The sequence below is a fragment of the Streptomyces bacillaris genome, assembly GCF_003268675.1.
GTDB lineage: Bacteria > Actinomycetota > Actinomycetes > Streptomycetales > Streptomycetaceae > Streptomyces > Streptomyces bacillaris.
Map to the genome: position 1 here is coordinate 673,821 of NZ_CP029378.1, position 24,538 is coordinate 698,358.

Here is a 24,538-nt window from a genome sequence, read left to right on the forward strand (position 1 = left end):
TGGCTCACCTCCTGGGGAGCAGTAAAGATCGGTGCCATTCGTAGAAAGCGGGAAGGACGGCACGGAGAACACGGAAGGCCGATATTCCACCGCGGACCGTGCCGATACGGACGAGCTCATGCTCTGGAGCGTCCACGACCACCCGGACGGCCGCAACCGGGCGCGGGCCGTGGCACAGGGCGGTACGCAGTGTGGCGGCGGACTCCATGTCCACGGCGACGGCCCCGGTGGCCCGCAGCGCGGCCCGCTCGGGGCCGCGTACGACGTGGTCGGAGCCGGTCAGGGGGCCGGTGTGGACAGTGGCGCCGGGGACGGCCCGGGCCAGGGCTGCGACCAGCAGCCCGGTGCCGGTGCAGGGGGTGACGCCGTCCGCGTCCCGGGTCTCCTCCGCGACGACCAGGTCCCCGGGGTGCATCCCGGGGGCGAGGCCCGCGCAGAAGCCGGAGGCGATGACGGCGGCCTCCGGTGCGCCACCGGGGGCGAGAGCGGCCGCCACGGCCGCCTCCGCCGCCCGGGGGCCCATTCCGGTCCGCAGGACCCGCACCGGGCCCGCGGGACGCCTGCCGCTGCGCAGGGCCACCTGCTCGATGCCCAGCGCGCAGGCGACCAGCAGCGGCGCTTGGGGGCTCGCGGGCCCCGGTGCGCCCACCATCAGACGCCCTGGGCGGCGCCCGTACGGTCGGCGAACGGGTCGCCGTACACGTAGCGCCCGAGTGCCGTGAGGGGGAAGACCTGACGGTAGAGGTGGTAGTTGATGGAGAAGTCCCAGGGGAAGCCGGTGCCGGTGAAATACGGCTCGTCCCAGGAGCCGTCTGCCTGCTGGGCCTCGGTCAGCCAGGTGACCCCGCGGGTGACGGCGACGCTGTCGCGGCGGCCGGCCGCCAGCAGGGCGAGCAGGGCCCAGGCGGTCTGGGAGGCGGTGGACTCACCGTGCCCGATCCACTTCTCCTCCCGGTACGAGCGCAGGTCCTCGCCCCAGCCGCCGTCGTCGTTCTGCACGGACTCCAGCCACTCCACCGCCCGGCGGATCGAGGGGTGGGCGGCGGGCAGTCCGGCGGCGACCAGCGCAGGGACCACCGACCCCGTCCCGTAGACATAGTTGACGCCCCAGCGCCCGAACCAGGCGCCGCACGCCTCCTGTTCGGCGAGCAGCCACTCGATGCCCCGTTGCGTACGGGGGTGTTGGGCGCGCCCCTCGACGGCGAGCATCTCCACCACATGGCCGGTGACGTCGGCCGACGGCGGGTCGATGACCTCACCGAAGTCGCAGAACGGCAGGCGGTTGGGGAAGGAGCTGGTGTTGTCGGCGTCGAAGGCGCCCCAGGCCCCGTTGCGGGACTGCATCCCGAGGTTCCAACGGACCCCGCGCTCGATGGCGGCCTCCACCCGGGCGGGGTCGGGGTGGCGGACCCGGCGTAGCGCCAGGACGACTTCGGCGGTGTCGTCGATGTCCGGGTAGTTGTCGTTGTGGAACTCGAACGCCCAGCCTCCGGGGGCGAGTTCGGGTTTGCGTACGGACCAGTCGCCGGGCCGGGTGATCTCCTCGGCCAGCATCCAATCGGCGGCCTTCACCAGCGCCGGGTGGTCGGGTCTGAGTCCGCCGTCGACCAGGGCGATGGTGGCCAGGCAGGTGTCCCAGACGGGCGACTGGCAGGCCTCGACCATCCGGGCGCCGTCCTCGCGGTGCACGGCGAACCGGTCCAGCGAGGCGAGGCCCGCCTTCATCACCGGGTGGTCCAGGTCGTAGCCGAGGAGATGCAGGGCGATGAGGGAGTAGACGGCCGGGGGCTGGATGCCGCCCCAGCAGCCGTCGTTCTCCTGGCGTTCGACGATCCAGCGGGCCGCCACGTTCATGGCGATGCGGCGCAGCGGGCGCGGGGCGACCTTGTGGTAGAGGTGCAGCCCCTTGTCCAGGCGCTGGAAGAGGCCGTCCCAACTGGCCGCCGGGGCAAGCTTCCTGGGCGGGTTGGGGCGGGCCGGGTCGGTGTGCAGCTCGTCCAGGGCGAAGGGCGCGGGCCGCACGGGGCGCTTCGCGGAGACGATGGTCAGGGGGACGATGGTCTGCCGGGCCCAGCAGCCGAAGTCATAGATGTTGAGGGGGACCCAGGAGGGCAGGAACATCAGCTCGGGCGGGAGTTCGGGGAGGTCGTCCCACTTCCACCAGCCGAAGAGCGCCAGCCAGATCCGGGTGAAGACCCGGGCGGCCGCGATGCCGCCCTGTTCCCTGATCCAGGAGGCGGCGCGGGCCATGTGCGGTTCGTCCGGGGCGTCCCCGGCCAGCCGCAGGGCCACATAGGCCTCGATGGTGGCGGAGAGGTCGCTCGGTCCGCCGTAGAAGGTGTTCCAGGTGCCGTCACCCAGTTGCTCGCCCCGGATGAAGAGGGCGGCGGCCCGGGTGGTCTCCGGGTCCTGGATCCCGAGGAACTGGCGCAGGAGCAGGTCCTCGGCGTCCATCGTGACGTTGGTGGCGAGGTCCCCCTTCCACCAGCCCTGCTCGTCCTGTCTGCCGAGAAGGTGCTCCACGGAGCGTTCGGCGGCCCGCCGGGCGGCGGCGAGCACCTCGTCCGGGGCGAGGGTCGTGCGGTCGGGATGTCCTGCCGTGGTCGCGGAGAGTTTCGCGGCCCCGGCGGGTCCGTCGGTCGTCGCTGTCATGAGCTTCCCCTTACGTGCAGTGGTTTCTCTGCTGTGCTGGGGTCTCCGTCGGCCGACGCCCCTGTCGGGGCGTCGGCCGGCGACTGCGCGTCATATACGGGTGCTGGTCATCTCTTCCGCACCACCACGAAGTCCGCGAGCGCGGTGAGCTGCGCCCGTACCTGGTGCGGCATGTCGACACCGTGCAGCGCCTCGATGGCGACCGCGTGCTGCCGACGGGCTTCCTGGGCGGTCCACTCGCGGCCGCCCGCCTCCTCGATGAGCGCCGCGCGGGCGGCGAACTCCTCCTCGGAGAAGCTGTCGAAGTCGCTGCTCTTGGCGTCGGCGGCGAGCAGCTCCCCGAGCCGCTCGGAGGCCGGGCCGCCCGCGGCGAGCGCGGCGACGACCGGGAGGGACTTCTTGCGCTGGCGCAGGTCGCTCCAGGTCTGCTTGCCGGTGGCCTCCGGGTCGCCCCAGATACCGAGCAGGTCGTCGACGGCCTGGAAGGCGAGGCCCAGGTGGTAGCCGTACGCCTCCAAGGTGTCGGCGGTGCGGTCGTCGGCGCCGCCGAGCACCGCGCCGATGGAGACCGCGCAGGCCAGCAGGGCGCCGGTCTTGTTGCCCTCCATCTCCAGGCACTCCTCGACGGTGACCCGCTCGCGGTGCTCGTAGGAGATGTCCTGGGCCTGCCCGTCGATGAGCTTGCGGGTGGCCGAGGTCAGCCGGCGGGCCGCGCGGCCCGCCTCGACCGTGCCCAGCTCCAGCAACAGGTCGTAGGCGAGGGCGAAGAGCGCGTCGCCGACCAGGATCGCCTGGGCTGGGCCGTGCACCTTCCATACGGTGTCCCGGTGGCGGCGCTGCTCGTCGCCGTCCATCAGGTCGTCGTGCAGCAGCGAGAAGTTGTGCACGAGTTCGACGGCGACGGCGCCGGGGACGCCCGCCTCGGCGGGGGCGCCGGCCGCCTCGGCCGACAGCAGGGCGAGCGCGGGGCGCACGGCCTTGCCGCCGTCGCCGTCGGCGGGCCGCCCTTCGGCGTCGATCCAGCCGAAGTGGTAGGCCGCGACGGTGTCCATGGGCGGCGCCAGCCGGTCCACGGCGGCCCGCAGCACCGGCGCTGACAGGGCTCGTCCGCGCTCCAGAAGCGCGGTGACGTCCGTGGTCTGGTCCACGGTGTCGGAAGCCGGATTCGCCGGGGTCACTGACTCTCCTCTTGTTCCGGTGGTACTGCTCATGCCGCCTCCTGCAGCGGATGTCCTTGGGGGCGGCCGAGGTCGTGGAGGGCCGCGTCGGCGGCCTGGAAGCCGCTGCGCACGGCACCCTCCATCGTCGCGGGCCAGCCGGTGTCGGTCCAGGCGCCCGACAGGTGCAGCCCGGCCGCGCGCGTGCGGGGTCCGGGGCGCAGCCGGCCGACGCCCGGGGCGGGCGCGAAGGTGGCGGTGCGCTCGCGGGTGACGAAGAAGTCCCGGATGCCCGCGCCGCGTGCGGCGGGCAGCAGCCGCTCCAGCTCGGGGAGGTAGCGCTCCCGCAGCTCGGCGACGGGCAGGTCGATCTCGTCCTGGGCGGCGGACTGGGAGACCGCCAGATACTGGCCGGGGCCCTTCAGCCCCGAGGAGTGCGTACGGTCGAAGACCCACTGGACCGGGGAGCCGATGGCGGCGAAGAACGGGCGGCGCAGCACCTTGCGGTCGTAGATCACGTGCACGTTGAGGATGGGCGCGTTGTCGATGTCGAGCAGCAGGTCCGGCTCGTCCAGCGCGCCCGCGGGGAGCAGGCCGTGGGTCTCGTGCTGCGGCACGGCGAGGACGACGGTGTCGGCGGTGAGCCGCTCCCCCGCCGTCTCGACGCTCCAGCGGCCGTCCTCGGTGCGGGTCAGGGACCCCACCTTGGCGCGCAGCTCGGTGCGGACGCCTGCGGTGTCCAGGGCCTTGCGGGCGAGGGTGTCATGCAGCTCGCCCAGGGGCACGGCGGCCCAGCCGATGTCGGCCGCGCCGGGCTCGGAGAGCAGGCCGGTCTTGAAGACCTTCGCGGCAAGCGCCATGGAGGCGTTCGGCGCGGTGGCGTTGAGGGTGGCGACGCCGACGAGGTCCCAGAGGGCCTCTACGGTGCGCTCGGACTGGCCGTGCCGCTTCAGCCAGGTGGCGAAGTCGATGCGGTCGAGCTCCGGGTCGGCGGGGTCGAGGCGGCCGAGCGCGAGGGCGGCGCGGCCGACGTTCGCCTTCTCCGCGAGGGAGAGGTGCGGATAGGCGGCGAGCCCCCCGGCGAGGTGCAGCGGTACGGGCAGGCCGGTGCGGCGGATCCGGCCCAGGCGGGGTCCGGCGGCGCGGCCGACGTCCAGGACGGGGACGTCCAGGCGGTCCTGGAGGGGGGCGAGGTGGGAGCCGTCGATGCGGTCGAGGAACCAGCGGTAGCCGGTGCAGCAGCGCAGGTAGACGTGCTGGCCGTTGTCGACGGTGAGGTCGCCGCGCTGGAAGGAGAAGGCGAGTCCGCCGAGGCGGGGCCGCCCCTCCAGCAGGGTCACGTCGAGTCCGGCGTCGGCCAGCCGGAGCGCCGCCGTGATGCCGGCCAGCCCGCCGCCGACGACGACCGCGACGGGGCGCGGTGTCTCGTCGCTCATGTCTGCCCCTCTCGCCGGGCCGTCACCGGTCGCCGGGGCGTCCCGGTAGAGATCGTCGCAGTCGTGGACGCGTGCGGCCACCCGAGGGTTGACCGGGCGCCGGAACCGCCGGAACGCATCAGGCTCGCCCCCGGGAGGTCAGCCGGGAGACATGGCGGGCGTCCAGGCCGGAGAGGCCGCGCACCGCGACGTACGCCTTCTCGTGGCCGGGCAGCGAGACCCGGCCGCGCAGCACGGCCTCCGGGTCGCGCTCGATCCGGTCCAGCAGACGGCGGTAGATCCCGGCCATGGCGGCGACGCAGGCGCCGCTGCGACGGTCCAGCATGGGCAGCAGGCGGTATCCCTCGGCGAAGAGGGTCCGGGCCCGGCGGACCTCGAAGTGGATCAGGCCCGCGAAGTCGGAGCCGGGCGGCGGGGTGGTGCGGTGGAAACCGGCGGAGCAGCCGAATTTGGCCAGGTCGTCGGCGGGGAGGTAGGTCCGCCCGTTGCCGGCGTCCTCGCGGACGTCGCGCAGGATGTTGGTGAGCTGGAGGGCGAGGCCGAGGGTGTCGGCGTACTCGGAGGCCCGCTCGGCGCCGGGTGCCCCCGGTTCCGTACCGAAGACGCCGAGGCTGAGGCGGCCGATGGCACCGGCGACGCAGCGGCAGTAGGTCTTCAGGTCGTCCCAGGTCTCGTACGTGGCGCCGCGGACGTCCATCAGGACGCCGTCGATCAGTTCGTCGAGGCCTTCCAGCGGCAGCGGGAAGCGGCGGGCGGCGTCCGCGAGGGCGACGGCCACCGGGTCGGTGTCGTCCTCCTCGACCTTGCCGTGCCGGATCCGGTCGAGCAGCTCACGGGTGCTCTCCAGCCGGGTCCGCTTGGTCGCCGGGTCCAGCTCGCCGTCACCGATGTCGTCGACCCGCCGGGAGAAGGCGTACAGCGCCGACATGGCCTGCCGCTTCTCGTACGGCAGCAGTCGGATGCCGTAGGCGAAGTTGCGGGCCTGCTGCCCGGTGACGGCCTCGCAGTAACTGTATGCGGCCTGGACCGGCGGCGACATGTGCGTCGTCTGTCCCTCCACGGTCAAGCTCACCTCTCTCTACGCGCTCTTCGCAGGACGACTGCGACTTCGCGCAGCATGCTCGGCTTGGTGGGCTTGGGCGGCCCCGGCAGTACGTCGAACCCGGCGGTCGAGATCGCGGTGAGGGCGGAGCGTCCGCCGCCGACGAAGCCGGCGAGCAGGATCCTGAGCCTGCCGTCGACGCTACCCACGAGCGGGGTGCCTTCATTCAGCAGCCCGCTCGCACGTTCGGATTCGTACGCGATCAGGGCGCGGACCGAGGCACCGGCGGTGGGCCGGGCCAGGTCGGCCTCGGTGACACGGAAGCGGTCCATGTCCTCGGCGGGCAGATAGATCCGGTCACGGGCGAGGTCCTCGGCCACGTCCTGGAGGTGCTCGACGATCTGGAGCGCCGTGCAGACCGCGTCGGAGCGGCGGACCCGCTCCGGGCTGGTGGTGCCGGTGAGGGCGAGGACCAGGCGGCCGACCGGGTTGGCGGAGAGCTCGCAGTAGGCGGCCAGCTCCTCGTAGGTGGCGTAGCGGCGGACCTTCTGGTCCTGCCGGTTGGCCTCGATCAGCCCGAGGAAGGGTTCGGGGGTGAGCGCGCGGCGCCGCACGGTGGGGCGCAGGGCGCTCATCAGGGGGTGGTGCGGCTCCTGGCCCGTGGTGGCGAAGACCCGGTGGAGGTCGGCCTCGAGGGCGTCGAGCATGGCGAGCCGGTCGTCGCTCTGCTCGGGCTCCAGGCCCAGGTGGCGGGCGTCGGCGCCGCCGGGGGCGAGGTCGCCGTCACCGATGTCGTCGACGAGCCGGGCGAAGCCGTAGACCGCCATCAGGTCGTCGCGCCAGGCGCGGGGCAGGAAGAAGGGGGCCACGGGGAAGTTCTCGTCCGCGGCCTTGCCGAGGGTGGCGTCGCCGGTGCGCGCCTGCGGGGTGGAGGTCACTGCGGACCGCCCGGCGCGGGGACGGCGGAACCACGTCGGAGCTGGAGATCTTCCGTCATTGCCGTCACATCTCCCGTTCTACACTGCTGACCCAAAACATCCCTTTTCGGACACGCCGCTCGTTCTTCCGAGTGCACTGCGGCACAGCGGGCGGAGCGCCGGGGGCGTATCGCCCCACTTGCCATGAATCAGCACCGCTACAGCCTACGTTGTGCAGCTCACAGGGGTGCGGCGGGGTGGAGCGGCCCGCGGCGGCGGCATGGTGCCGCACGTCAACCTTCTCCGTACGTCGGCGGGTTGACGTCATCCGCCGGGAGGAGATCACCCCCGGAGGCGTACTGCGGGTGGCCTTCACCGCGCCCTGCGCCGCCCCGCACATCGCTGTGGCCCCCACCGGAACGGTCCGGCGGAGGCCACAGTGGCTGGGAAACTACTTGCCCGTCTCGCGTTCGTACGCCTTGAGGACTTCCTCGGTGGGGCCGTCCATCAGCAGCTCGCCCTTCTCCAGCCAGAGCGCGCGGTCACAGGTGTCCCTGATCGACTTGTTGTTGTGGCTGACCAGGAAGACGGTGCCCGCCTCCTTGCGGAGTTCACGGATCCGTTCCTCGGAGCGGATGCGGAACTTGTGGTCACCGGTGGCCAGCGCCTCGTCGATCATGAGGACGTCGTGGTTCTTGGCGGCGGCGATGGAGAAGCGCAGCCGCGCCGCCATGCCGGAGGAGTACGTGCGCATCGGCAGGGTGATGAAGTCACCCTTCTCGTTGATACCGGAGAAGTCCACGATCTCCTGGTAGCGGGAGCGGATCTCGGCCTGGGACATGCCCATGGCCAGGCCGCCCAGCACCACGTTGCGCTCGCCGGTCAGGTCGCTCATCAGCGCCGCGTTCACACCGAGCAGCGAGGGCTGGCCGTCGGTGTAGACCCGGCCGGACTCGGTCGGCAGCAGACCGGCGATGGCCCGTAGCAGCGTCGACTTGCCGGAGCCGTTGGTGCCGATGAGGCCGATGGCCTCGCCCCGGTAGGCGGTGAAGGAGACGCCGCGCACGGCGTGCACCTTCCTGACCCCGCGCTGCTCGCCCTTGCCGCGGCGCAGCATCCGGCTCAGCGCCGCGGTGGCGCTGCCCCGGCCGCCGCCACCGCCGTTGACCCGGTAGACGATGTGGACGTCATCGGCGATGACCGTGGGAGTCCGTCCCTGCGTGTTGTCCTCAGCCACGGCCGTACCGTTCCTCTGCCTTCCAGAAATACACGAATCCCACGACGCCCAGCAGCAGGGCCCAGCCGAGACCGACGGCCCAGACGTGGTCCGGCAGGTTCTCGGAGCCGTACCCGTCGATCAGGGCGAAGCGGACCAGGTCCATGTAGACGGCCGCCGGGTTGTACTGCAGTACGTCGGCGATCCACTGCGGCTTGTCCTTGAGCATCACCGGGATGGAGAACATGACGCCCGAGGCGTACATCCAGGTGCGCATGATGAACGGCATCAGCTGCGCGAGGTCGGGGGTCTTGGAGCCGAGCCGCGCCATGATGAGGGCCAGGCCGGTGTTGAAGACGAACTGGAGGATCAGGGCGGGGATCACCAGGAGCCACGACAGCGAGGGGTAGCTGCCGAAGATGATGGCGACCGCGACCAGCACGATCATCGAGAACAGCAGCTGCTGGAGCTGCTGGAGCGAGAACGAGATGGGGAGCGAGGCCCGGGGGAAGTGGAGGGCCCGGACCAGTCCGAGGTTGCCGGAGATCGACCGGACGCCCGCCATCACGGAGCTCTGGGTGAAGGTGAAGACGAAGACGCCGGTGACGAGGAACGGCACGAAGACGTCGTGGGGAATCCCCTCCCTGGTCCCCAGGATCAGTCCGAAGATCAGGTAATAGACACAGGCGTTCAGGAGAGGGGTGACCACCTGCCACAGCTGGCCCAGTTTGGCCTGGCTGTACTGAGCGGTCAGCTTCGCCCTGGAGAAGGCCAGGATGAAATGGCGCCGGCCCCAGAGCTGTCGCATGTACTCGAACAGCCCGGGCCGGGCACCGCTCACGGTCAGGCCGTACTTGGCGGCCAGCTGAGCCGGGCCGAGGCCCTCGTCGGCGGACGGCGGGGTCCCGAGGGCTACCCCACCGTCGTGGGTCGTGTCACTCACAAGTTGAAACTCTCGTCTTCACGCGCAGCCAGTCGCGGGCGCGGCTCAGGCGGACAGGTTCCGGAAAGAAAATACGCCTCATGGTCTCAGAGGACAGAGTCTCAGATGACCGGAGGTCGGCCCAGCCTCGTCAGCCGCCACACCGTACGCCACTTCATCGGGCGGCGGGGCCCGCAGGGCGTCGACCAGCCCTCCCGGAAACCGCCGAACCAGGCCTTCAGCGCGGGCGGCGACGGGCGCCTGACCAGGGTGAGCAGCAGCCAGACCCCCAGGTAGAGCGGGATCAGCGGGGCGGGCAGATTACGGCGGGCCAGCCAGACCCGGTTCCGGGCCACCATGCGGTGGTAGACCGTGTGCCGGGAGGGGGCCGTGGTGGGGTGGTGCAGCACCAGGTCCGCGCGGTAGTCGATCATCCAGCCCGCGTCCAGCGCCCGCCAGGCGAGGTCGGTCTCCTCGTGGGCGTAGAAGAACTCCTCGGGCAGCGGGCCGACCTCGGCGAGGACCTTGGTGCGTACGGCGTTGGCGCCGCCGAGGAAGGTCGTGACCCGCGAGGAGCGCAGCGGGTCGGCCGCCCGGAGCCGGGGCACGTGCCGGCGCTGGGTGGTGCCCGTGTCGGGGTCGGTGATCCGGAAGGTGAGGATGCCGAGCCCCGGGTCCGCCTCGAACGCCCGACGGCACAGTTCGGCGGTGTCACGGTTGGGGAGCAGCCCGTCGTCGTCGAGGAAGAGCAGGGCGTCCACCTCGGCGCCGGAGGGGCCGAACGCCTCGATGCCGGCGTTGCGGCCGCCGGGGATGCCCAGGTTCTCGGGCAGCTCCACGGTCCGCACCCCGGGCGGGAGATCCGGGACCGGGGCGCCGTTGCCGACCACCACGACCTCGATCCGGTCCCCGTCCTGGGCGGCGACCGAATCGAGGAGGGCGCGGAGTTCGTCCGGGCGGTTGCCCATGGTGATGATCACCGCGCCCAGTTTCATGGCTGGGGTCACTTCAGCCTGCTGGACGCCAGGACGGAGACCAGGTGCAGCAGGGTCTGCAGCAGCGCGATCCCGGCCAGGACGGCCGTGGCCAGGCGGGTGTAGAAGAGGTCGCCGCCGATGGTGTCGACGATCGCCACCAGCAGGATCAGCAGCGAGGCCTCGATCCCGAGGATCAGCCGGTGGAACTTGAGCGCCCCGGCCGCCCGGCGGGCCAGCGCCATGCCGGAGGAGCGCGGCTCGGAGGCCGACTCCTTGACCGGCGGCAGCCCGCCCTGGTGCCGGGCCACCCCGACCAGGTCCGTCTCGGCCTTGATCAGGATCGCGCCGAGGGCGGCCAGGGTGCCGAGGAACGCCCAGAGCCAGTCGGTCCGGCCCTCGCCCCAGATGTCCGCGGCGCGCAGGCCGAGGCCGACGAGGACCGCCGCGTCGCAGAGGTAGGCGGCGACCCGGTCCAGGTAGATCCCACTGAGCGAGTACTGCTTCTTCCAGCGGGCCAGCTCGCCGTCCACACAGTCGAACAGCAGGTAGAGCTGGACCATCAGCACACCGAGCAGGGCGCCCGGGATGCCCGGCACCAGGAGGGCCGGGGCGGCGAGGACGGCGGCCAGGGTCATGACGTACGTGACCTGGTTCGGCGTCACCCGGGTGTTCACCAGGTAGCGGTCCACCCGCAGGGAGACCTCGCGCATGTACAGCCGCCCGGCCCAGTGCTCGCCGCTGCGCCGGTCCTTCACCCCGGCCGGGTGCACGACCGGGCGGAGTTCAGCTACTGATGGTCTTGGCATAGTCGGCGTACGCGTCCCTGATCTGGTCGGTGGACAGGTTGAGGTGCTCCAGGACCGTGAAGCGCCCGGGGCGCGTCTGCGGCGCGTAGTCGACGGCCCGGACGAACTCGTCCACGGTGAACCCGATCTCCTCGGGCAGGACCGGCAGGCCGTGGCGGCGCAGTATCGACGCCATCAGGAGGGACTCCTGGTGGGCACCGCGCAGATGCATGGCGAAGCAGGCGCCGAGGCCGACCTGTTCGCCGTGGCTGGCCGCGCGCTGGGGGAAGAGCAGGTCGAAGGCGTGGTTGATCTCGTGGCAGGCGCCGGACGCCGGACGCGAGTCACCCGCGACCGACATCGAGATGCCGGTCAGCACGAGCCCCTCGGCCAGCACCTTGAGGAAGGAGTCGTCACCGACCCCGCCCGGGTGGCGCAGCACGGCCTCGCCGGCCTGGCGGGCCATCGCGGCCGCGAGACCGTCGATCTCCTCGCCGTTGACCTCGTGGGCCAGCTCCCAGTCGGCGACACAGGAGATGTTGGAGATCGCGTCCCCGATGCCGGAGCGGACGAACCGGACGGGCGCCTCACGGATCACGTCGAGGTCGATGACCACGGCGATCGGGGTGGGCACCCCGTAGGAGCCGCGCCCGTTGTCGTTGTCCAGCGTGGCGACCGGCGAGCAGAGGCCGTCGTGCGAGAGGTTCGTCGCGACGGCGACCATGGGCAGCCCGACCCGCGCCGCGGCGTACTTCGCCACGTCGATGATCTTGCCGCCGCCGAGGCCCACCACGGCGTCGTAACGGTTGCCCTTGATGCCGTCCGCGAGCTTCACCGCGGAGTCGATCGTCCCGTCGGAGACGGGGTACCAGTCGGCGCCCGGCAGGTCCGGGGCGAGCCGCTCCTTGAGGGCGCGCCCGGAGCCGTCACTGATCGCGACGGCCAGCCGGCCGGAGGAGGAGATCCGCTGATCGGCCAGGAGACCCGCCAGATCGTCCATGGCGCCGCGCCGGATGTCGACGACGACCGGGGACGGAATGAGCCGGGTCAGTACTGGCACGCGATTTCACGGCCCTTCTTCAGGTCGTCGTGGTTGTCGATCTCGACCCAGGTCACGGTCCCTATGGGGGCCACGTCGACGGTGAAGCCGCGGTTGGCCAGCTCCTGGTAACCGTCCTCGTAGTAGAGGTCGGGGTCGCGCTCGAAGGTGGTCTTCAGCGCGTCCGCCAGCTCCTCGGCGGCCTCGCCCTCGATGAGGGTGACGCCGATGTACTCGCCGGTGGCGGAGGCCGGGTCCATCAGCTTGGTGATGCGCTGGACGCCCTTGCCCTCCTCGACTATGACCTTCATCTCCTCGTCCGCGAGGGTCTTCTCGGTGTCGAGGGCGAGGATGATCTTCCGGCCCTGGCCGCGGGCCTCCAGGAGGGTCTTCTCGACGGAGACCGGGTGGACGGTGTCGCCGTTGGCGAGGATCACGCCGCGCTTGATGACGTCACGGGCGCACCACAGGGAGTAGGCGTTGTTCCACTCCTCGGCCTTGTCGTTGTCGATGAGCGTGAGGGTGAGGCCGTAGGTGGCCTCCAGCTCGGCCTTGCGCGCGTAGACGGCTTCCTTGCGGTAGCCGACGACGATCGCGACCTCGGTCAGTCCGACCGCCGCGAAGTTGGCGAGGGTGAGGTCGAGGACCGTCTTGTCGCCGTCGACAGGGACGAGCGCCTTGGGGAGCGTGTCCGTGTAGGGGCGCAGACGTCGTCCTGCACCGGCTGCCAGTACGAGGCCGATCATGCGAGTTCTCCTTCGTCGTGTACGGCGGGGGCCGAGGAGGACACCCAGAAGCGGATGGACTCCACGAGCACCACCAGAGCCACGGCCACCGCGAGGGCGGTGAGCGCGGTGGTGAAACCTGAGGCGTGGGTGAGTACGGCGGCGAGGACGGCCACCAGCGCGGTGCGGCCCTCGTGTCCACCGATCGTCCGCACCAGCCACCCGGGCGGCGCGCCGGTGCCTCCGCGGATGCGGTACACCGTGTCGTAGTGATGGTAGGCGACGGCCGAAACCAGCCCGAATGCCGCGGGAACGGCGTGGGGGACGTCACTGCGCGCGGCCAGCACCAGGATCGTGACGTACTCGGCGGCCCGGAAGACCGGCGGCACCAGCCAGTCCAGCGCGCCCTTGAGCGGGCGGGCGACGGCGAGGCCGGAGAGGAGCACGTACACCCCGGCGGCGGCGACGGTGAGCCAGCTGCCGTACCGGAGGAAGAGCGCCGAGCCGACCATCACGAGCGCCCCGAGCAGGGCCGCGGCGGGGACCGTGAACGCGCCCCGGAGGCCGGGGGCGACGGCGGCGACGGCCTGGGCGAGCGGTCCCGAGTCGGCCAGGTCCGCCAGGGCCTGCGCGGCCCGGTCGGTGCGCCGGGCCTTGCGGGTCAGCGAGCGCAGCAGGCGGCCCGCCGTGGTGTAGCAGGCGGCGAGGGAGCAGCCGACGAGCAGGGCGTAGAAGACGATGCGCGGAGTGGTCAGGGCCGTGAGCACGGCGATCATGGCCCAGCGCTCACCGATCGGCAGCACGATCATCCGGCGCGCCCAGACCGTCCAGCCGACGCTGTCGAGCTTGTTGGAGAGGGCGGCGGTGGGGCTGGTGTTGGCGACCGCGTCGTGGTTGGCCTCGTTGAACGAGAAGTCCACGACGTGGCGGCAGGACTGGAGGACCATCGCGCCGAGCGCCAGGGTCCAGACGTCGTCACCGCCGCGTACGGCGCCGATGGCGAGGCCCGCGTAGAACGCGTACTCCTTGGCCCGGTCGAAGGTGGCGTCCAGCCAGGCGCCCATCGTGGAGTACTGCAGCGAGTAGCGGGCGAGCTGCCCGTCGGTGCAGTCGAGCACGAAGGAGACCAGGAGCAGGAGCCCGGCCGCGATGTAGCCGCCGCGGGTTCCGGTGGCCGCCGCGCCCGCCGCGACGAGCGCGGTGACCAGCGATGCGGTGGTGACCTGGTTGGGGGTGAGGCCCCGGCGGGCGCACCAGCGGGCGATGTAGCGGGAGTAGGGGCTGATGCAGAAGGTGGTGAAGAACCCGTCGTGGGCCTTGACCGCGCTGCGCAGCCGTACCGCCTCGTCGTCGACCGAGGTGAGCCCGGCCACGGCGGCGGCCTCCTGCTCGGCGTCGGCGGGGACGGCCGCGACCAGGGAGCCGAGCGCGGGGCGGTGGACGGGGGTGCCCTCGGCCTCCAGCGCTGCGGCGATGCGGCCGGGGAGGGTGGGGTCCTCGGCTGCCGGGTCGGCCGCCGGGGCGGCCGACTGACCGGTCGCCTGGCCGACTGTCTGGCCTGTCATCGGCTCTGCGCCGGTCTGCGGGGCGGCGTCCGCCCCAGCTTCCGGTTCGGCGGCGGGAGCGCCCGCACCGACCGCCGCGGTGGTGCGCTGGAGCGCGCCTACCAGGGCCGGGCGGGCCTCCGCCTGGGCGGTGAGCGCGCCGGGGACAGTGGCGGCGGGGAAGCGCGGGTCGGTCAGCCCGAGCCGCAGCGCGTGGACGTGGCCCACGAAGCGCGGGTCGACGAGGGCGACCCGGCGGCCGGCCGGGACGGCGGCGAGGAGTGCTGCGGCGTCACCGGCGTCGGCGGCGGTGAGCACGTCGAAGCCCAGGGACCGCAGGTCGTCCGCGAGCGACGAGCCGGGTACCGGCGTACCGGTGAGGATGGCGGTCGACAGACGAACTCACTCCTTGGCACTGACGGGGTGGACGACACACGGCAGCACGGCCACGAGGCGGGCCGGCGGCATGTCGGCTGAGGTTATCGGATGTACGGAAGGCCGAGTTCACCACCCGTTTGTGCGCCGTTCGGGTGGCCATGATCGGCCCGGCTCCGTCCGCGATCATCATCGACGATCGGTACCCCGCCCCACAAACCGCGCGATGGATGGGATGGGCGGGACGCTGACGGACGGGGTGAGCGGGACGCTTAGGCTGGCCGACATGACATGGCTGATCACAGGCGGGGCGGGATACATCGGGGCACACGTGGCGCGGGCCATGGTCGCGGCGGGAGAGCGGGTCGTGGCGCTCGACGACCGCTCCTCGGGGATCGTGGAGCGGCTGCCGGACGCCGTCACGCTGGTGGAGGGCCGGATCGCGGACCGGGCGCTGCTGGACCGGGTGCTCGCCGAGCACGCGGTGAGCGGCGTGGTGCACCTCGCGGCGAAGAAGCAGGTCGGTGAGTCGGTGGAGCAGCCGCTGCTCTACTACCGGGAGAACGTCGCCGGGCTGGGCGTGCTCCTGGAGGCCGTGGTCGCGGCGGGTGTGCGACGCTTCCTCTTCTCGTCGTCGGCGGCCGTCTACGGCGTACCGGATGTGGATCTGATCACGGAGGAGACGCCGTGCCTGCCGATCAACCCGTACGGGGAGACCAAGCTCGCGGGTGAGTGGCTGGTGCGGGCGGCCGGGAAGGCGCACGGAATCTCCACCGCCTGTCTGCGGTACTTCAACGTGGCGGGCGCCGCCGGGCCCGAGCTGGCGGACACCGGGGTCTTCAACATCGTTCCGATGGTCTTCGACCGGCTGACGCGCGGCGAGGCCCCCCGGATCTTCGGCGCCGACTACCCGACGCCCGACGGCACCTGCATCCGCGACTACATCCATGTGGCGGACCTGGCCGAGGCCCATCTCGCCGTGGCGCGGAAGCTGGCCGGGCGTGACGGCGGCGATCTGACGCTGAACGTCGGCCGGGGCGAGGGCGTCTCGGTACGGGAGCTGATCGACGTGATCCGCGAGGTGACCGGACACCCGGTGGAGCCGGTGGTGGAGCCGCGCCGGGCGGGCGACGCGCCGAAGGCGGTGGCGTCGGACGCGCTGATGGTCCGGGAGCTGGGGTGGACGGCCCGCCGGGACGTCCGCTCGATGGTGGAGTCGGCGTGGGAGGGGTGGCGCCTGCGTCACCCGGAGGCCCGCCCCGGCACCCGTAAATGATCACGCCACCGCTCTGACCTGCGGAACGTTTCCGCAGGTCAGAGCATATGACAACGGTGTTCAGTACCGTGTTGCCCGATACCCCCCACCCGTAGTTCACTGGGCCGCGTCGGGCGGTTTCGCCCCGGCGCTGTCGCAGGGACCTGGAGGCGTTTCGCATGGGGGCTGGCCACGACCACGGGCATACGCACGGCGGACCGCCCCCGACCGGAACGGCGGCCGCCGCCTACCGGGGCAGGCTGCGCGTCGCCCTGACGATCACGCTGAGCGTGATGGTCATGGAGATCGTCGGCGGGGTGCTCTCCGACTCGCTGGCCCTGATCGCGGACGCCGCCCACATGGCCACCGACGCCCTGGGGCTCGGGATGGCGCTGCTCGCCATCCACTTCGCCAACCGCCCGGCCGGGCCGAACCGCACCTTCGGCTTCGCCCGCGCCGAGATCCTGGCGGCGCTCGCCAACTGTCTGCTGCTGCTCGGCGTGGGCGCCTTCCTGATCTTCGAGGCGGTCGACCGGTTCATCACGCCGGCCGAGACGAAGGGCGGCCTGGCGATCATGTTCGCCGTCGTCGGTCTGGTGGCCAACATCGTCTCCCTCTCCCTGCTGATGCGGGGGCAGAAGGAGAGCCTGAACGTGCGCGGCGCCTATCTGGAGGTGATGGCGGACACCCTGGGCTCGGTCGCGGTGATCGTCTCGGCGGGCATCATCATGGCGACCGGCTGGCAGGCCGCCGACCCGATCGCCTCCCTGGTGATCGGCCTGATGATCGTCCCCCGCACGGTGAAGCTGCTGCGGGAGACCCTGAACGTGCTGCTGGAGGCGGCGCCCAAGGGTGTGGACATGGCGGAGGTACGGGCCCACATCATGGCGCTCCCCGGCGTCCTCGGCGTCCACGACCTGCACGCCTGGACGATCACCTCGGGGATGCCGGTGCTCTCGGCCCATGTGGTGGTGCGCCAGGAGATGCTGGACTCGATAGGGCACGAGAAGGTGCTCCACGAGCTGCAGGGCTGCCTCGGGGACCACTTCGACGTGGAGCACTGCACCTTCCAGCTGGAGCCGAGCGGTCACGCGGAGCACGAGGCGCGTCTCTGCCACTGAGGGCCGGAGGGCCGAGCTGCCGCTGAGGGCCGAGGGGGGGTGCGGCGGCGGTGCTATGGTGATTTCGCTGAGACGTTCGACTCTCACGCGGACATCCCGGACGGGCCGAGACCCTTTTCGACGGGGCCTTTCGAGAGGAGCTGAGGTTGATGACGGTCGCGACGACGCCTTCCCGGCGCAGCAATCGTTCTTCCCTCATCTCCCGGGTTTCCGGCTAGGTCCGCCTTTCTTCACCTCTCTTCCGGATCGAGTCGGGACCCTCACACCTCAAGGGTTTCCCACGTTGACCGAGAACACCGACGCCTCGCGTACCGAGGCGTTCTTCACCCTGCACCACCGTCTCCCCCGGCAGAGCCCCGGCTCCGACGCCACCACGCGTCGGCTGCTCGCCCTGGCCGGTCCGCTCCCCGACCGTCCGCACGTCCTCGATCTGGGCTGCGGTCCGGGCCGTGCCTCCCTGTTGCTCGCCGCCGAGGCAGGCGCCGAGGTGACCGCGGTCGACCTGCACCAGCCGTTCCTGGACGAGCTGCGTGAGGCGGCCGACGCGCGCGGCCTGGGCGACCGCATCCGTACGGTCCGGGCCGACATGGGCGACCTCACCGGCCCCGCCTTCCCTGCGGGCTCCTTCGACCTGATCTGGGCCGAAGGGTCGGCGTACTGCATCGGCTTCGCCACCGCCGTACGCGACTGGCAGCGGCTGCTGGCCCCCGGCGGCGCGATGGTGATCTCCGAGTGCGTCTGGACCACCGACGCGCCCTCGGCCGGGGCGCGCGCCTTCTGGGACCGCAACGGCTCCCTGCGCACCCTGCCCGGGACCACGGCGGCGGCCGTCGCGGCGGGCTGCACGGTCCACGCGGTGCTGCTCCAGCCCGACAGCGACTGGGACGAGTACTACGGACCGCTCGCCGAGCGGGTGGCGGGCGCCGGTCCGGCGGCTCCCGGCATGGAGTGGGCGCTCGCGGCCACCCGTGAGGAGCTGGCGGTACGGCGTGCGTGCGGCGCGGAGTACGGCTATGCCGCGTACGTGCTCCGCCCGGCCGACCCCCGCTGGACCACCCGGCCGGAGACGGCCGCGGACCGGGAGGCGGTGCACGCGGTCAACGCCGCCGCGTTCCCGACCCGGGACGAGGCCGACCTCGTGGACGCCCTGCGGGCCGACGCCGGGGCCTGGCTGCCGGAGCTGTCGTACGTCGCGGAGGCACCGGACGGGTCCGTGGCGGCGTACGCGCTGCTGACCCGGTGCCGGATCGGGGACGCCCCGGCGCTCGCGCTGGCCCCGGTGGCCACCTCGCCCGCCCACCAGCGGCAGGGGGCCGGACAGGCGGTGGTGCGGGCGGCGCTCGATGCGGCCCGGGTGCGCGGGGAAGCGCTGGTGGTGGTGCTCGGTGATCCCCAGTACTACGCGCGCTTCGGTTGCGTACCCGCTTCCACCTACAGGATCCGGCCAGGTTTCGAGGTGCCGGACGAGGCGATGATGGCTCTGGTGCTGGACGATTCCGTCCCGGTTCCGACCGGCATGATCCGTTATCCGGCCGCCTTCGGGGTCTGAAACACCGTCCGCCCCGCCGCGCGCACCCTGTGCGGCGGGGCGGACATGCCCGGACCCGAAGTACGGACAAGCGGCTTTTGTACGGCAGACTTGACCGGACTCGAGGGGTCCGGCGCACGAGGCCGGGGACCAAAGCGAAGGATGGGTATGCCGACCACACCAGCCACCGCGACGCACAGCTCGTCGAACGGCACCGCAGAAGCGATCATGCTCGAACTGGTCGACGAGAACGGCACCACCATCGGCACCGCGGAGAAGCTGGCGGCCCACCAGGCCCCCGGGCAGCTGCACCGCGCCTTCTCCGTCTTCCTCTTCGACGAGCAGGGACGGCTGCTGCTCCAGCGCAGGGCGCTCGGCAAGTACCACTCCCCCGGTGTCTGGTCCAACACCTGCTGCGGGCACCCCTACCCGGGCGAGGCCCCCTTCGCGGCGGCCGCCCGGCGTACGTACGAGGAGCTGGGGATCGCGCCCTCGCTGCTCGCGGAGGCGGGCACGGTCCGCTACAACCACCCGGACCCGGCATCGGGCCTGGTGGAGCAGGAGTTCAACCACCTGTTCGTGGGGATGGCCCAGAAGGAGCCGGCTCCGGACCCGGAGGAGGTCGGGGAGACGGCCTTCGTGACGGCGGCGGAGCTGGCGGACCGGCACGCCGAGGCGCCGTTCTCGGCCTGGTTCATGACGGTGCTGGACGCGGCGCGCCCGGCGATCCGTGAGCTGACGGGGCCGTCCGCGGGCTGGTGACCCGGGCGTCGGCGGTGTCCCAGCGGGGACAGTCCGTCGGCGGTGTCCGTACGGGGCGGTCAGAGCTGCGTCTTCAACGGCAGCGCCGCCCAGATGATCTTGCCGCCGCTCGCGGTGTGCTCCACGTCGCAGCTGCCGCCCGCCTCGGCGGTGACCTCCTTGACCAGCAGCAGCCCGCGACCGCCCGTCTGCGCGTAGTCCGTCTCCAGCGCGGTCGGGCGGTAGGGGTGGCTGTCCTCGACCGAGACCCTGACCCAGTCGGCGCCGATGGCCACCTCGACCGCCAGCTCCGGCGAGAGGAGCGCCGCGTGCTTGACGGCGTTGGTGACCAGCTCCGAGACGATCAGCAGCAGCCCCTGCAGGATGTCGTCCTCGATCGGCACGCCCTGGCGGCCGAGGAGGTCGCGCACGGCGTGCCGGGCCCGAGGCACGGACACATCGACGGCGGGGGCGGTGAAACGCCACACCCCCTCGTACGACACGGGATCGGCAGGGGGGCTCCCTAGGCTCTCCATCGTCCGGCACCAGCTCTCACTCGCATTGCACTGACCGTCGAGTAAAGAGTGTTGGGAATGGCTTGGTCCGTACCGTGCCACTGATCGGAAGTAGCTGCGTATCGGCGCCATTCGACCGAGGGTGCGCGGAGTTGCCGAGTAGGTGACTACTTCTGACCGTCTCCCGGGGCCTTGGGCGGACTGTCCGTAGCCGGGGCGGGTGCATCGAGCCGTTCGGCTCCCCGTCCGGCCCCCCGGTCGCCGAGCCGGTCGCCGCCCCGGTCCTCGAGCCGGTCCGAGACCATGCTGACGATGCGCCGGCCGCCGATCCCGATGGCGATGAGCCCGAGGCCGTCGAAGAGCAGGGCCAGCGAGAAGAAGACCCCGAGGACGTACAGGCTGCTGTGCGGCCAGTCGAACAGGACCAGCAGACCCAGCAGCAGCCCGAAGGCCCCTTGCAGCAGGGTCCATCCCATCTGCGGGCCCCGGACGACCACGCTGCCGACCAGCCGGAACACCCCGCCGGTCAGGAAGAGCAGCGCGGCGAACATGGTCAGCGCCTCGGCGGTGCCCTCGGGGTGGCGGATGACCACGACGCCCGCGGCGAGGTTGAGGGCGGCGACCACGACACCGAGCCAGAAGTAGTTGGTGCCGCGCGACTCGATCGCGTGCGCCAGGGCGACGAGACCGCCGATCAGCAGCAACCAGCCGAAGAGCAGCATCGAGGTGAGGGTGGCGACCCCGGTGTAGATCAGGCCGACGATGCCGGCGATCACCAGCAGGGTGCCGAGGAAAGCGAGCCAGCCGAAACTGCGGCTGAGCTTTCTGCCCTCGGCGGCGGGGCCGTTTCCGGCCCTCTTGGCGGCTCCGCGCTTACGGCCTTCGGCGGTCGGTCCGTTCATCGACAGCTCCTCACGGTGCGTGTCCGCTTCGCGACCCCTTCTTGATCATAGGTTCGAACCGTACGGATAGCATCCGGCGCATGGACCGTACGGAACCCCAGCTGCTCTGCTCCGTCGACGGCGGTGTCGCCACCGTCGTGATCAGCCACCCCGCCAAGCGCAACGCCATGACCGCCGCGATGTGGCGCAGCCTGCCGGAGCTGCTGGAGCGGCTGGCCGCCGACCCGGCGGTCCGGGTGCTGGTGCTGGCGGGCGCCGGGGACACCTTCTGCGCCGGGGCCGACATCTCCACGCTGCGGGAGAGCGCCAGGGAGGCCCAGGCGCTCGCGGTGGCGGCCGAGGAGGCGCTCGCCGCCTTCCCCCGGCCGACGCTCGCCGCCGTGCGCGGCTTCTGCGTGGGCGGCGGCAGCCAGCTCGCGGCCGCCTGCGATCTGCGGTTCGCGCAGGAGGGCGCCCTGTTCGGCGTGACGCCCGCCAAGCTCGGCATCGTCTACGCGTCCTCCTCCACCCGGCGGCTGGTCTCCCTGGTCGGCCCGGCCACGGCGAAGCACCTGCTCTTCTCCGGCGAGCTGATCGACACGGAGCGGGCCCTGCGCACCGGCCTGGTGGACGAAGTGCTGCCGGACGGCGGCGGCCTGGGCCGGCGGGTGGCGGCGTACGCCGGTGTGCTGGCCTCACGCTCCCAGCTCACGCAGGCGTCGGCCAAGGAGTTCGCGGCGGGGCGGCGGGACCGGGACGCGTACTGGACCGGTGAGGCATGCTCCAGCGGCGACACCGCGGAGGGGGTCGCCGCCTTCCTGGAGCGGCGGGAGCCGAAGTTCACGTACACGACGGGAAGCGTGGAGCCTACTGGGTGATGCAGGGCCCACTGGGTCACGCGGCCGATCGGGTCCTACGGGGTCCACGCCCCGGTTCGCGGCGGGCCCTACCGGGGCGTGTGCCGGCTCTTCTCGCGCCACTGCTCCACCAGCGCCGCCGGGGCCTTCTCCGGGGATCCGCAGTCGTAGGGCGGCTGCGGGTCGTACTCGGTGAGCAGTTGCACCGAGCGGGCCGTGTCGTCGCCCGCGATCCGGCCGAGCAGGGCGAGCCCCATGTCGATACCGGAGGAGACCCCGGCGGCGGTGACGTACTTGCCGTCGAAGACCACCCGCTCCCCCGTCGGCTCCGCGCCGAACTGCTTCAGAGCCTCCAGCGCCAGCCAGTGGGAGGTGGCCCGGCGGCCCTCCAGCAGTCCGGCCGCCGCTAGCAGCAGGGACCCGGTGCAGACGGAGGTCGTCCACGTGGTGGCGGTGTCGGCGGTACGTAGCCAGCCGAGCAGGGTCCCGTTCTCCATCTGGTCGCTCTGCCCGGGGCCGCCCGGCACGATCACCAGGTCCGGGGAGGGCACCTCCGCGAGGGTCCTGTGGGCGACGAGGTGGAGGCTGCCGGTGTCGTTGGCGACGGGGCCGGTCCGTTCGGCGACGAAGACGACCTCGGCGGCGGGGGCTCGGCTGAGGATCTCGTAGGGTCCCACCGCGTCCAGGGCGGTGAAGCGGTCGAAGAGCGTGATGGCGATCTGCACGGGGTGCCTTCCGGTCGGTGGGGCGGGTCGGGTCGTGATCGCGGGCCGAGTGGTCAGGGGTTCAGGTGGTCAGGTGGTGAACATCGGCGTGCGGAAGCGGCGGCGGTACTCCGCAGGTGCCGTAGCCAGGACCTTCACGAAGGCGCGGCGCATGGCCTCCGGGGTGCCGTAGCCGCTGGCGCGGGCGATCCGTTCCACGGAGTCGGAGGTGTCCTCCAGGAGCCTGCGGGCGTGCTCCAGGCGTACGCGGTCGACGTACCGCCCCGGGGGCGTCCCGGTCTCCGCCCGGAACGCGCGGGCGAAGTGGCGCGGCGAGAGCCGGGCGCGGGCCGCGAGGACCTCGACGCCGAGATCGGCGTCCGGGTGCTCGGTGATCCAGTGCTGGACCTCCCGGAGCGGCTCGCTGCGGGCCACCTGGGCGCTGAGCTGGGCGCTGAACTGGGCCTGGTTGCCGGGGCGGCGGAGAAAGACGACGAGGTGGCGGGCGACGGTCAGCGCGAGTTCCCGTCCGTGGTCCTCCTCCACGAGTGCGAGCGCCAGGTCGATGCCCGCGGTGACCCCGGCCGAGGTGGCCAGCTTCCCGTCCCGTACGAAGATGGGGTCGGGGTCGACGTGGACCCGCGGGAAGTCGCGGGCGAGCTGTTCGCAGTAGTTCCAGTGGGTGGTGACCCGGTGGCCGTCCAGGAGGCCCGCCCGGGCCAGGAGCAGGGCCCCGGTGCAGACGGAGACCAGCCGCTCGGCCCGTGGCGCGTGGGCCCGCAGCCACTCGGTCAGCTCCGGGTGGGCGTCCCGGGTGCCCCGGCCGCCGGGGACCAGCAGCGTGTGCGGTACGGGTGCCTCGGCCAGGCTGCTGTCGGGCAACAGGGTCAGCCCGGCGGTCGTCCGGACGGGGTCGCCGTCGAGGGAGGCGGTGCGCAGCTCGTAGGAGACGCCCGGAGCGTGGGAGGCTCCGGCGAAGACCTCCATCGGGCCGGTGGCGTCGAGGCTCTGGACGCCGTCGAAGAGGACGACGAGCACGGTTCGCTGGGTCACGGCTGTCATCCTGGGCGGCGGGCGGTGATGGCCGCAATGACGAGTTCCCCACCTTTTCTGCCATCGCGGCGTTCCCTTTCTGCCATCAGGCCGTTCCGCGTGCTCGGACCGCTCCCCGGGGTTACGTGCCGTACCGACCAGTCGGTAGCGTGCGGGTATGAGTACTCTTCCGGCCCGCGCGGAACGCCGCTGTCACAACGCCGTCAACCCGCTGCACTCGTGCCTCTTCTTCTCCCCCGACCTGGGCGCCGAGATGGGCAAGCTCGGCCTCGACGACCCGAGCGCCGTCTACTTCGCCACGCGTGCCGCCGCCTTCGGGGCGGTGGGGGCGGGCACCGTCACCGCCACGTTCTACAACTTCAACCCCGTTCTGGTGGCCCGGCACGTGCCCGCCGTCTGGTCCGTGGCCACGCCCGAGCAGGTGATCGAGGCCCGGTGGCGGGCGGCGGACGCCACGCTGCGGCGGGTGCTCGGCGAGGAGGCCATCGCCTCGGCGGAGATGGCGGAGGCGGCCCGGCTCGCCCTGCGGGCCACCGAGGCCTGCACCCCGTACGCCCGGCCGCTCTACGCGGCCCACGCCGAGCTGCCGGTGCCCGATGAGCCGCACCTGGCGTTCTGGCACGCCGCGACCCTGCTGCGCGAACACCGGGGCGACGCCCACCTCGCCGCGCTGCTCGCGGCCGGGCTGGACCCGCTGGAGTCGCTGGTCAGCCACACCGCGACCGGCAAGGGCATGGCGATCGGCTGGATCCTCGCCTCCCGGGGCTGGCGCCGCACCGACTGGGAGGCCGGGTCCGAGCGGCTGCGGGAGCGCGGACTGCTGGCGGCGGGCGAGGAGTTGGCGCTGACCGACGCGGGGACGGCGCTGCGCGCGGAGGTGGAGGAGGCGACGGACCGGATGGACCGGGCCCCGTACGAACACCTCGGCGCGGAGGGGGTGGAGCGGCTCACGGAGCTGGGGCGCGGCTTCCTCTTCACCGCCGCCGCGGCGGGCGCGTTCCCGTCCGAGGCGACCGGGCGCTGACCCCCGGGACCGGGGTTCCGGCCTGTCGTGCCGGGCTCCGGCGGCCGGGCCTCCGGGCGTGTTCGACCAGGT

At 72.2% G+C, this 24,538-nt stretch carries 23 protein-coding genes; 6 read left to right on the forward strand and 17 right to left on the reverse strand.

The window, feature by feature from the left end:
- Positions 1 to 4: 4 nt before the first annotated feature.
- The 13 genes from DJ476_RS02760 to DJ476_RS02820 all read right to left on the reverse strand — a co-directional run bounded on the left by DJ476_RS02760 (position 5) and on the right by DJ476_RS02820 (position 14,730).
- Positions 5 to 652 (reverse strand): phosphorylase family protein, encoded by a 648-nt coding sequence (locus DJ476_RS02760; RefSeq protein ID WP_112489733.1) that lies wholly within the window; start codon positions 650 to 652, stop codon positions 5 to 7.
- Positions 652 to 2,652 carry a squalene--hopene cyclase gene (shc, locus tag DJ476_RS02765; RefSeq protein ID WP_112489734.1) on the reverse strand — a complete coding sequence of 667 codons (2,001 nt, stop codon included), beginning with the start codon at positions 2,650 to 2,652 and terminating at the stop codon, positions 652 to 654. Before shc ends, DJ476_RS02760 begins: the two co-directional genes overlap by 1 nt.
- Positions 2,653 to 2,759: 107 nt before the next feature.
- The gene (locus tag DJ476_RS02770; RefSeq protein ID WP_103417232.1) at positions 2,760 to 3,863 is read right to left on the reverse strand and encodes a polyprenyl synthetase family protein; all 1,104 of its coding nucleotides are present in this window, start codon (positions 3,861 to 3,863) and stop codon (positions 2,760 to 2,762) included.
- The gene (hpnE, locus tag DJ476_RS02775) at positions 3,860 to 5,245 is read right to left on the reverse strand and encodes a hydroxysqualene dehydroxylase HpnE (RefSeq protein WP_103417303.1); all 1,386 of its coding nucleotides are present in this window, start codon (positions 5,243 to 5,245) and stop codon (positions 3,860 to 3,862) included. Before hpnE ends, DJ476_RS02770 begins: the two co-directional genes overlap by 4 nt.
- Before the next feature lie 118 nt (positions 5,246 to 5,363).
- Entirely contained in the window at positions 5,364 to 6,284 is a 921-nt protein-coding gene (gene hpnD / locus DJ476_RS02780) for a presqualene diphosphate synthase HpnD (RefSeq protein ID WP_181006453.1), read from the reverse strand.
- 29 nt (positions 6,285 to 6,313) lie between these two features.
- On the reverse strand, positions 6,314 to 7,225 hold the full coding sequence (gene hpnC / locus DJ476_RS02785; protein WP_103417231.1) for a squalene synthase HpnC: 912 nt from the start codon (positions 7,223 to 7,225) through the stop codon (positions 6,314 to 6,316).
- A gap of 430 nt (positions 7,226 to 7,655) precedes the next feature.
- A complete protein-coding gene (locus tag DJ476_RS02790; RefSeq protein WP_019767127.1) occupies positions 7,656 to 8,441 on the reverse strand; it encodes an ABC transporter ATP-binding protein in 786 nt (261 codons plus the stop codon).
- Entirely contained in the window at positions 8,434 to 9,363 is a 930-nt protein-coding gene (locus DJ476_RS02795; RefSeq protein WP_019767128.1) for an ABC transporter permease, read from the reverse strand. The genes DJ476_RS02790 and DJ476_RS02795 overlap by 8 nt, the downstream gene beginning before the upstream one ends.
- Positions 9,364 to 9,464: 101 nt before the next feature.
- The gene (locus tag DJ476_RS02800) at positions 9,465 to 10,337 is read right to left on the reverse strand and encodes a glycosyltransferase family 2 protein (protein WP_103417230.1); all 873 of its coding nucleotides are present in this window, start codon (positions 10,335 to 10,337) and stop codon (positions 9,465 to 9,467) included.
- An 8-nt stretch (positions 10,338 to 10,345) separates the two neighbouring features.
- The gene (locus tag DJ476_RS02805) at positions 10,346 to 11,125 is read right to left on the reverse strand and encodes a CDP-alcohol phosphatidyltransferase family protein (protein ID WP_026238229.1); all 780 of its coding nucleotides are present in this window, start codon (positions 11,123 to 11,125) and stop codon (positions 10,346 to 10,348) included.
- The gene (locus tag DJ476_RS02810) at positions 11,103 to 12,164 is read right to left on the reverse strand and encodes an iron-containing alcohol dehydrogenase family protein (protein ID WP_112489735.1); all 1,062 of its coding nucleotides are present in this window, start codon (positions 12,162 to 12,164) and stop codon (positions 11,103 to 11,105) included. Before DJ476_RS02810 ends, DJ476_RS02805 begins: the two co-directional genes overlap by 23 nt.
- On the reverse strand, positions 12,152 to 12,889 hold the full coding sequence (locus DJ476_RS02815; protein WP_070201938.1) for a phosphocholine cytidylyltransferase family protein: 738 nt from the start codon (positions 12,887 to 12,889) through the stop codon (positions 12,152 to 12,154). The genes DJ476_RS02810 and DJ476_RS02815 overlap by 13 nt, the downstream gene beginning before the upstream one ends.
- Positions 12,886 to 14,730 carry a DUF5941 domain-containing protein gene (locus DJ476_RS02820; RefSeq protein WP_112489736.1) on the reverse strand — a complete coding sequence of 615 codons (1,845 nt, stop codon included), beginning with the start codon at positions 14,728 to 14,730 and terminating at the stop codon, positions 12,886 to 12,888. The genes DJ476_RS02815 and DJ476_RS02820 overlap by 4 nt, the downstream gene beginning before the upstream one ends.
- Positions 14,731 to 15,073: 343 nt before the next feature.
- Here DJ476_RS02820 and galE point away from each other — a divergent pair, with 343 nt between their 5' ends.
- From galE to idi, 4 genes are all read left to right on the forward strand, one after another.
- Positions 15,074 to 16,063, forward strand: coding sequence for a UDP-glucose 4-epimerase GalE (gene galE, locus DJ476_RS02825; protein WP_112489737.1), 990 nt, complete (start codon positions 15,074 to 15,076; stop codon positions 16,061 to 16,063).
- Between the two features lie 158 nt (positions 16,064 to 16,221).
- Entirely contained in the window at positions 16,222 to 17,163 is a 942-nt protein-coding gene (locus tag DJ476_RS02830; RefSeq protein ID WP_103417227.1) for a cation diffusion facilitator family transporter, read from the forward strand.
- A gap of 283 nt (positions 17,164 to 17,446) precedes the next feature.
- A complete protein-coding gene (locus DJ476_RS02835; protein WP_112489738.1) occupies positions 17,447 to 18,712 on the forward strand; it encodes a GNAT family N-acetyltransferase in 1,266 nt (421 codons plus the stop codon).
- A 147-nt stretch (positions 18,713 to 18,859) separates the two neighbouring features.
- Complete coding sequence (idi, locus tag DJ476_RS02840) at positions 18,860 to 19,453, forward strand: isopentenyl-diphosphate Delta-isomerase (protein ID WP_103417225.1); 594 nt, start codon at positions 18,860 to 18,862, stop codon at positions 19,451 to 19,453.
- A gap of 59 nt (positions 19,454 to 19,512) precedes the next feature.
- Here idi and DJ476_RS02845 read toward each other — a convergent pair whose 3' ends face one another.
- Positions 19,513 to 19,968 (reverse strand): ATP-binding protein, encoded by a 456-nt coding sequence (locus tag DJ476_RS02845; RefSeq protein ID WP_093749539.1) that lies wholly within the window; start codon positions 19,966 to 19,968, stop codon positions 19,513 to 19,515.
- 146 nt (positions 19,969 to 20,114) lie between these two features.
- Positions 20,115 to 20,849: an HdeD family acid-resistance protein gene (locus tag DJ476_RS02850; protein WP_103417224.1), complete on the reverse strand. Its 735-nt coding sequence runs from the start codon at positions 20,847 to 20,849 to the stop codon at positions 20,115 to 20,117.
- A gap of 80 nt (positions 20,850 to 20,929) precedes the next feature.
- On the opposite strand from DJ476_RS02850, the gene DJ476_RS02855 reads away from it, so the two are divergent.
- Positions 20,930 to 21,706 carry an enoyl-CoA hydratase/isomerase family protein gene (locus DJ476_RS02855; protein WP_112489739.1) on the forward strand — a complete coding sequence of 259 codons (777 nt, stop codon included), beginning with the start codon at positions 20,930 to 20,932 and terminating at the stop codon, positions 21,704 to 21,706.
- A gap of 68 nt (positions 21,707 to 21,774) precedes the next feature.
- On the opposite strand, the gene DJ476_RS02860 is transcribed toward DJ476_RS02855, so the two are convergent.
- Both DJ476_RS02860 and DJ476_RS02865 read right to left on the reverse strand, forming a co-directional pair.
- On the reverse strand, positions 21,775 to 22,410 hold the full coding sequence (locus DJ476_RS02860) for a DJ-1/PfpI family protein (RefSeq protein WP_112489740.1): 636 nt from the start codon (positions 22,408 to 22,410) through the stop codon (positions 21,775 to 21,777).
- 69 nt (positions 22,411 to 22,479) lie between these two features.
- Positions 22,480 to 23,442 (reverse strand): DJ-1/PfpI family protein, encoded by a 963-nt coding sequence (locus tag DJ476_RS02865; protein ID WP_112489741.1) that lies wholly within the window; start codon positions 23,440 to 23,442, stop codon positions 22,480 to 22,482.
- Positions 23,443 to 23,599: 157 nt separating this feature from the next.
- Here DJ476_RS02865 and DJ476_RS02870 point away from each other — a divergent pair, with 157 nt between their 5' ends.
- The gene (locus DJ476_RS02870) at positions 23,600 to 24,466 is read left to right on the forward strand and encodes an SCO6745 family protein (RefSeq protein WP_103417220.1); all 867 of its coding nucleotides are present in this window, start codon (positions 23,600 to 23,602) and stop codon (positions 24,464 to 24,466) included.
- The last annotated feature ends 72 nt before the right edge of the window (positions 24,467 to 24,538 follow it).

What these genes read in the sequence shown, in the direction of transcription:
- DJ476_RS02850 (WP_103417224.1), bottom strand. Translation starts at nt 20,849, where the DNA reads ATGAACGGACCGACCGCCGAAGGCCGTAAGCGCGGAGCCGCCAAGAGG.
- DJ476_RS02855 (WP_112489739.1), top strand. Translation starts at nt 20,930, where the DNA reads ATGGACCGTACGGAACCCCAGCTGCTCTGCTCCGTCGACGGCGGTGTC.
- DJ476_RS02770 (WP_103417232.1), bottom strand. Translation starts at nt 3,863, where the DNA reads ATGAGCAGTACCACCGGAACAAGAGGAGAGTCAGTGACCCCGGCGAAT.
- hpnE (WP_103417303.1), bottom strand. Translation starts at nt 5,245, where the DNA reads ATGAGCGACGAGACACCGCGCCCCGTCGCGGTCGTCGTCGGCGGCGGG.
- DJ476_RS02830 (WP_103417227.1), top strand. Translation starts at nt 16,222, where the DNA reads ATGGGGGCTGGCCACGACCACGGGCATACGCACGGCGGACCGCCCCCG.
- DJ476_RS02800 (WP_103417230.1), bottom strand. Translation starts at nt 10,337, where the DNA reads ATGAAACTGGGCGCGGTGATCATCACCATGGGCAACCGCCCGGACGAA.
- DJ476_RS02870 (WP_103417220.1), top strand. Translation starts at nt 23,600, where the DNA reads ATGAGTACTCTTCCGGCCCGCGCGGAACGCCGCTGTCACAACGCCGTC.
- DJ476_RS02805 (WP_026238229.1), bottom strand. Translation starts at nt 11,125, where the DNA reads ATGCCAAGACCATCAGTAGCTGAACTCCGCCCGGTCGTGCACCCGGCC.
- shc (WP_112489734.1), bottom strand. Translation starts at nt 2,652, where the DNA reads ATGACAGCGACGACCGACGGACCCGCCGGGGCCGCGAAACTCTCCGCG.
- galE (WP_112489737.1), top strand. Translation starts at nt 15,074, where the DNA reads ATGACATGGCTGATCACAGGCGGGGCGGGATACATCGGGGCACACGTG.
- DJ476_RS02845 (WP_093749539.1), bottom strand. Translation starts at nt 19,968, where the DNA reads ATGGAGAGCCTAGGGAGCCCCCCTGCCGATCCCGTGTCGTACGAGGGG.
- DJ476_RS02760 (WP_112489733.1), bottom strand. Translation starts at nt 652, where the DNA reads ATGGTGGGCGCACCGGGGCCCGCGAGCCCCCAAGCGCCGCTGCTGGTC.
- idi (WP_103417225.1), top strand. Translation starts at nt 18,860, where the DNA reads ATGCCGACCACACCAGCCACCGCGACGCACAGCTCGTCGAACGGCACC.
- hpnD (WP_181006453.1), bottom strand. Translation starts at nt 6,284, where the DNA reads ATGTCGCCGCCGGTCCAGGCCGCATACAGTTACTGCGAGGCCGTCACC.
- DJ476_RS02815 (WP_070201938.1), bottom strand. Translation starts at nt 12,889, where the DNA reads ATGATCGGCCTCGTACTGGCAGCCGGTGCAGGACGACGTCTGCGCCCC.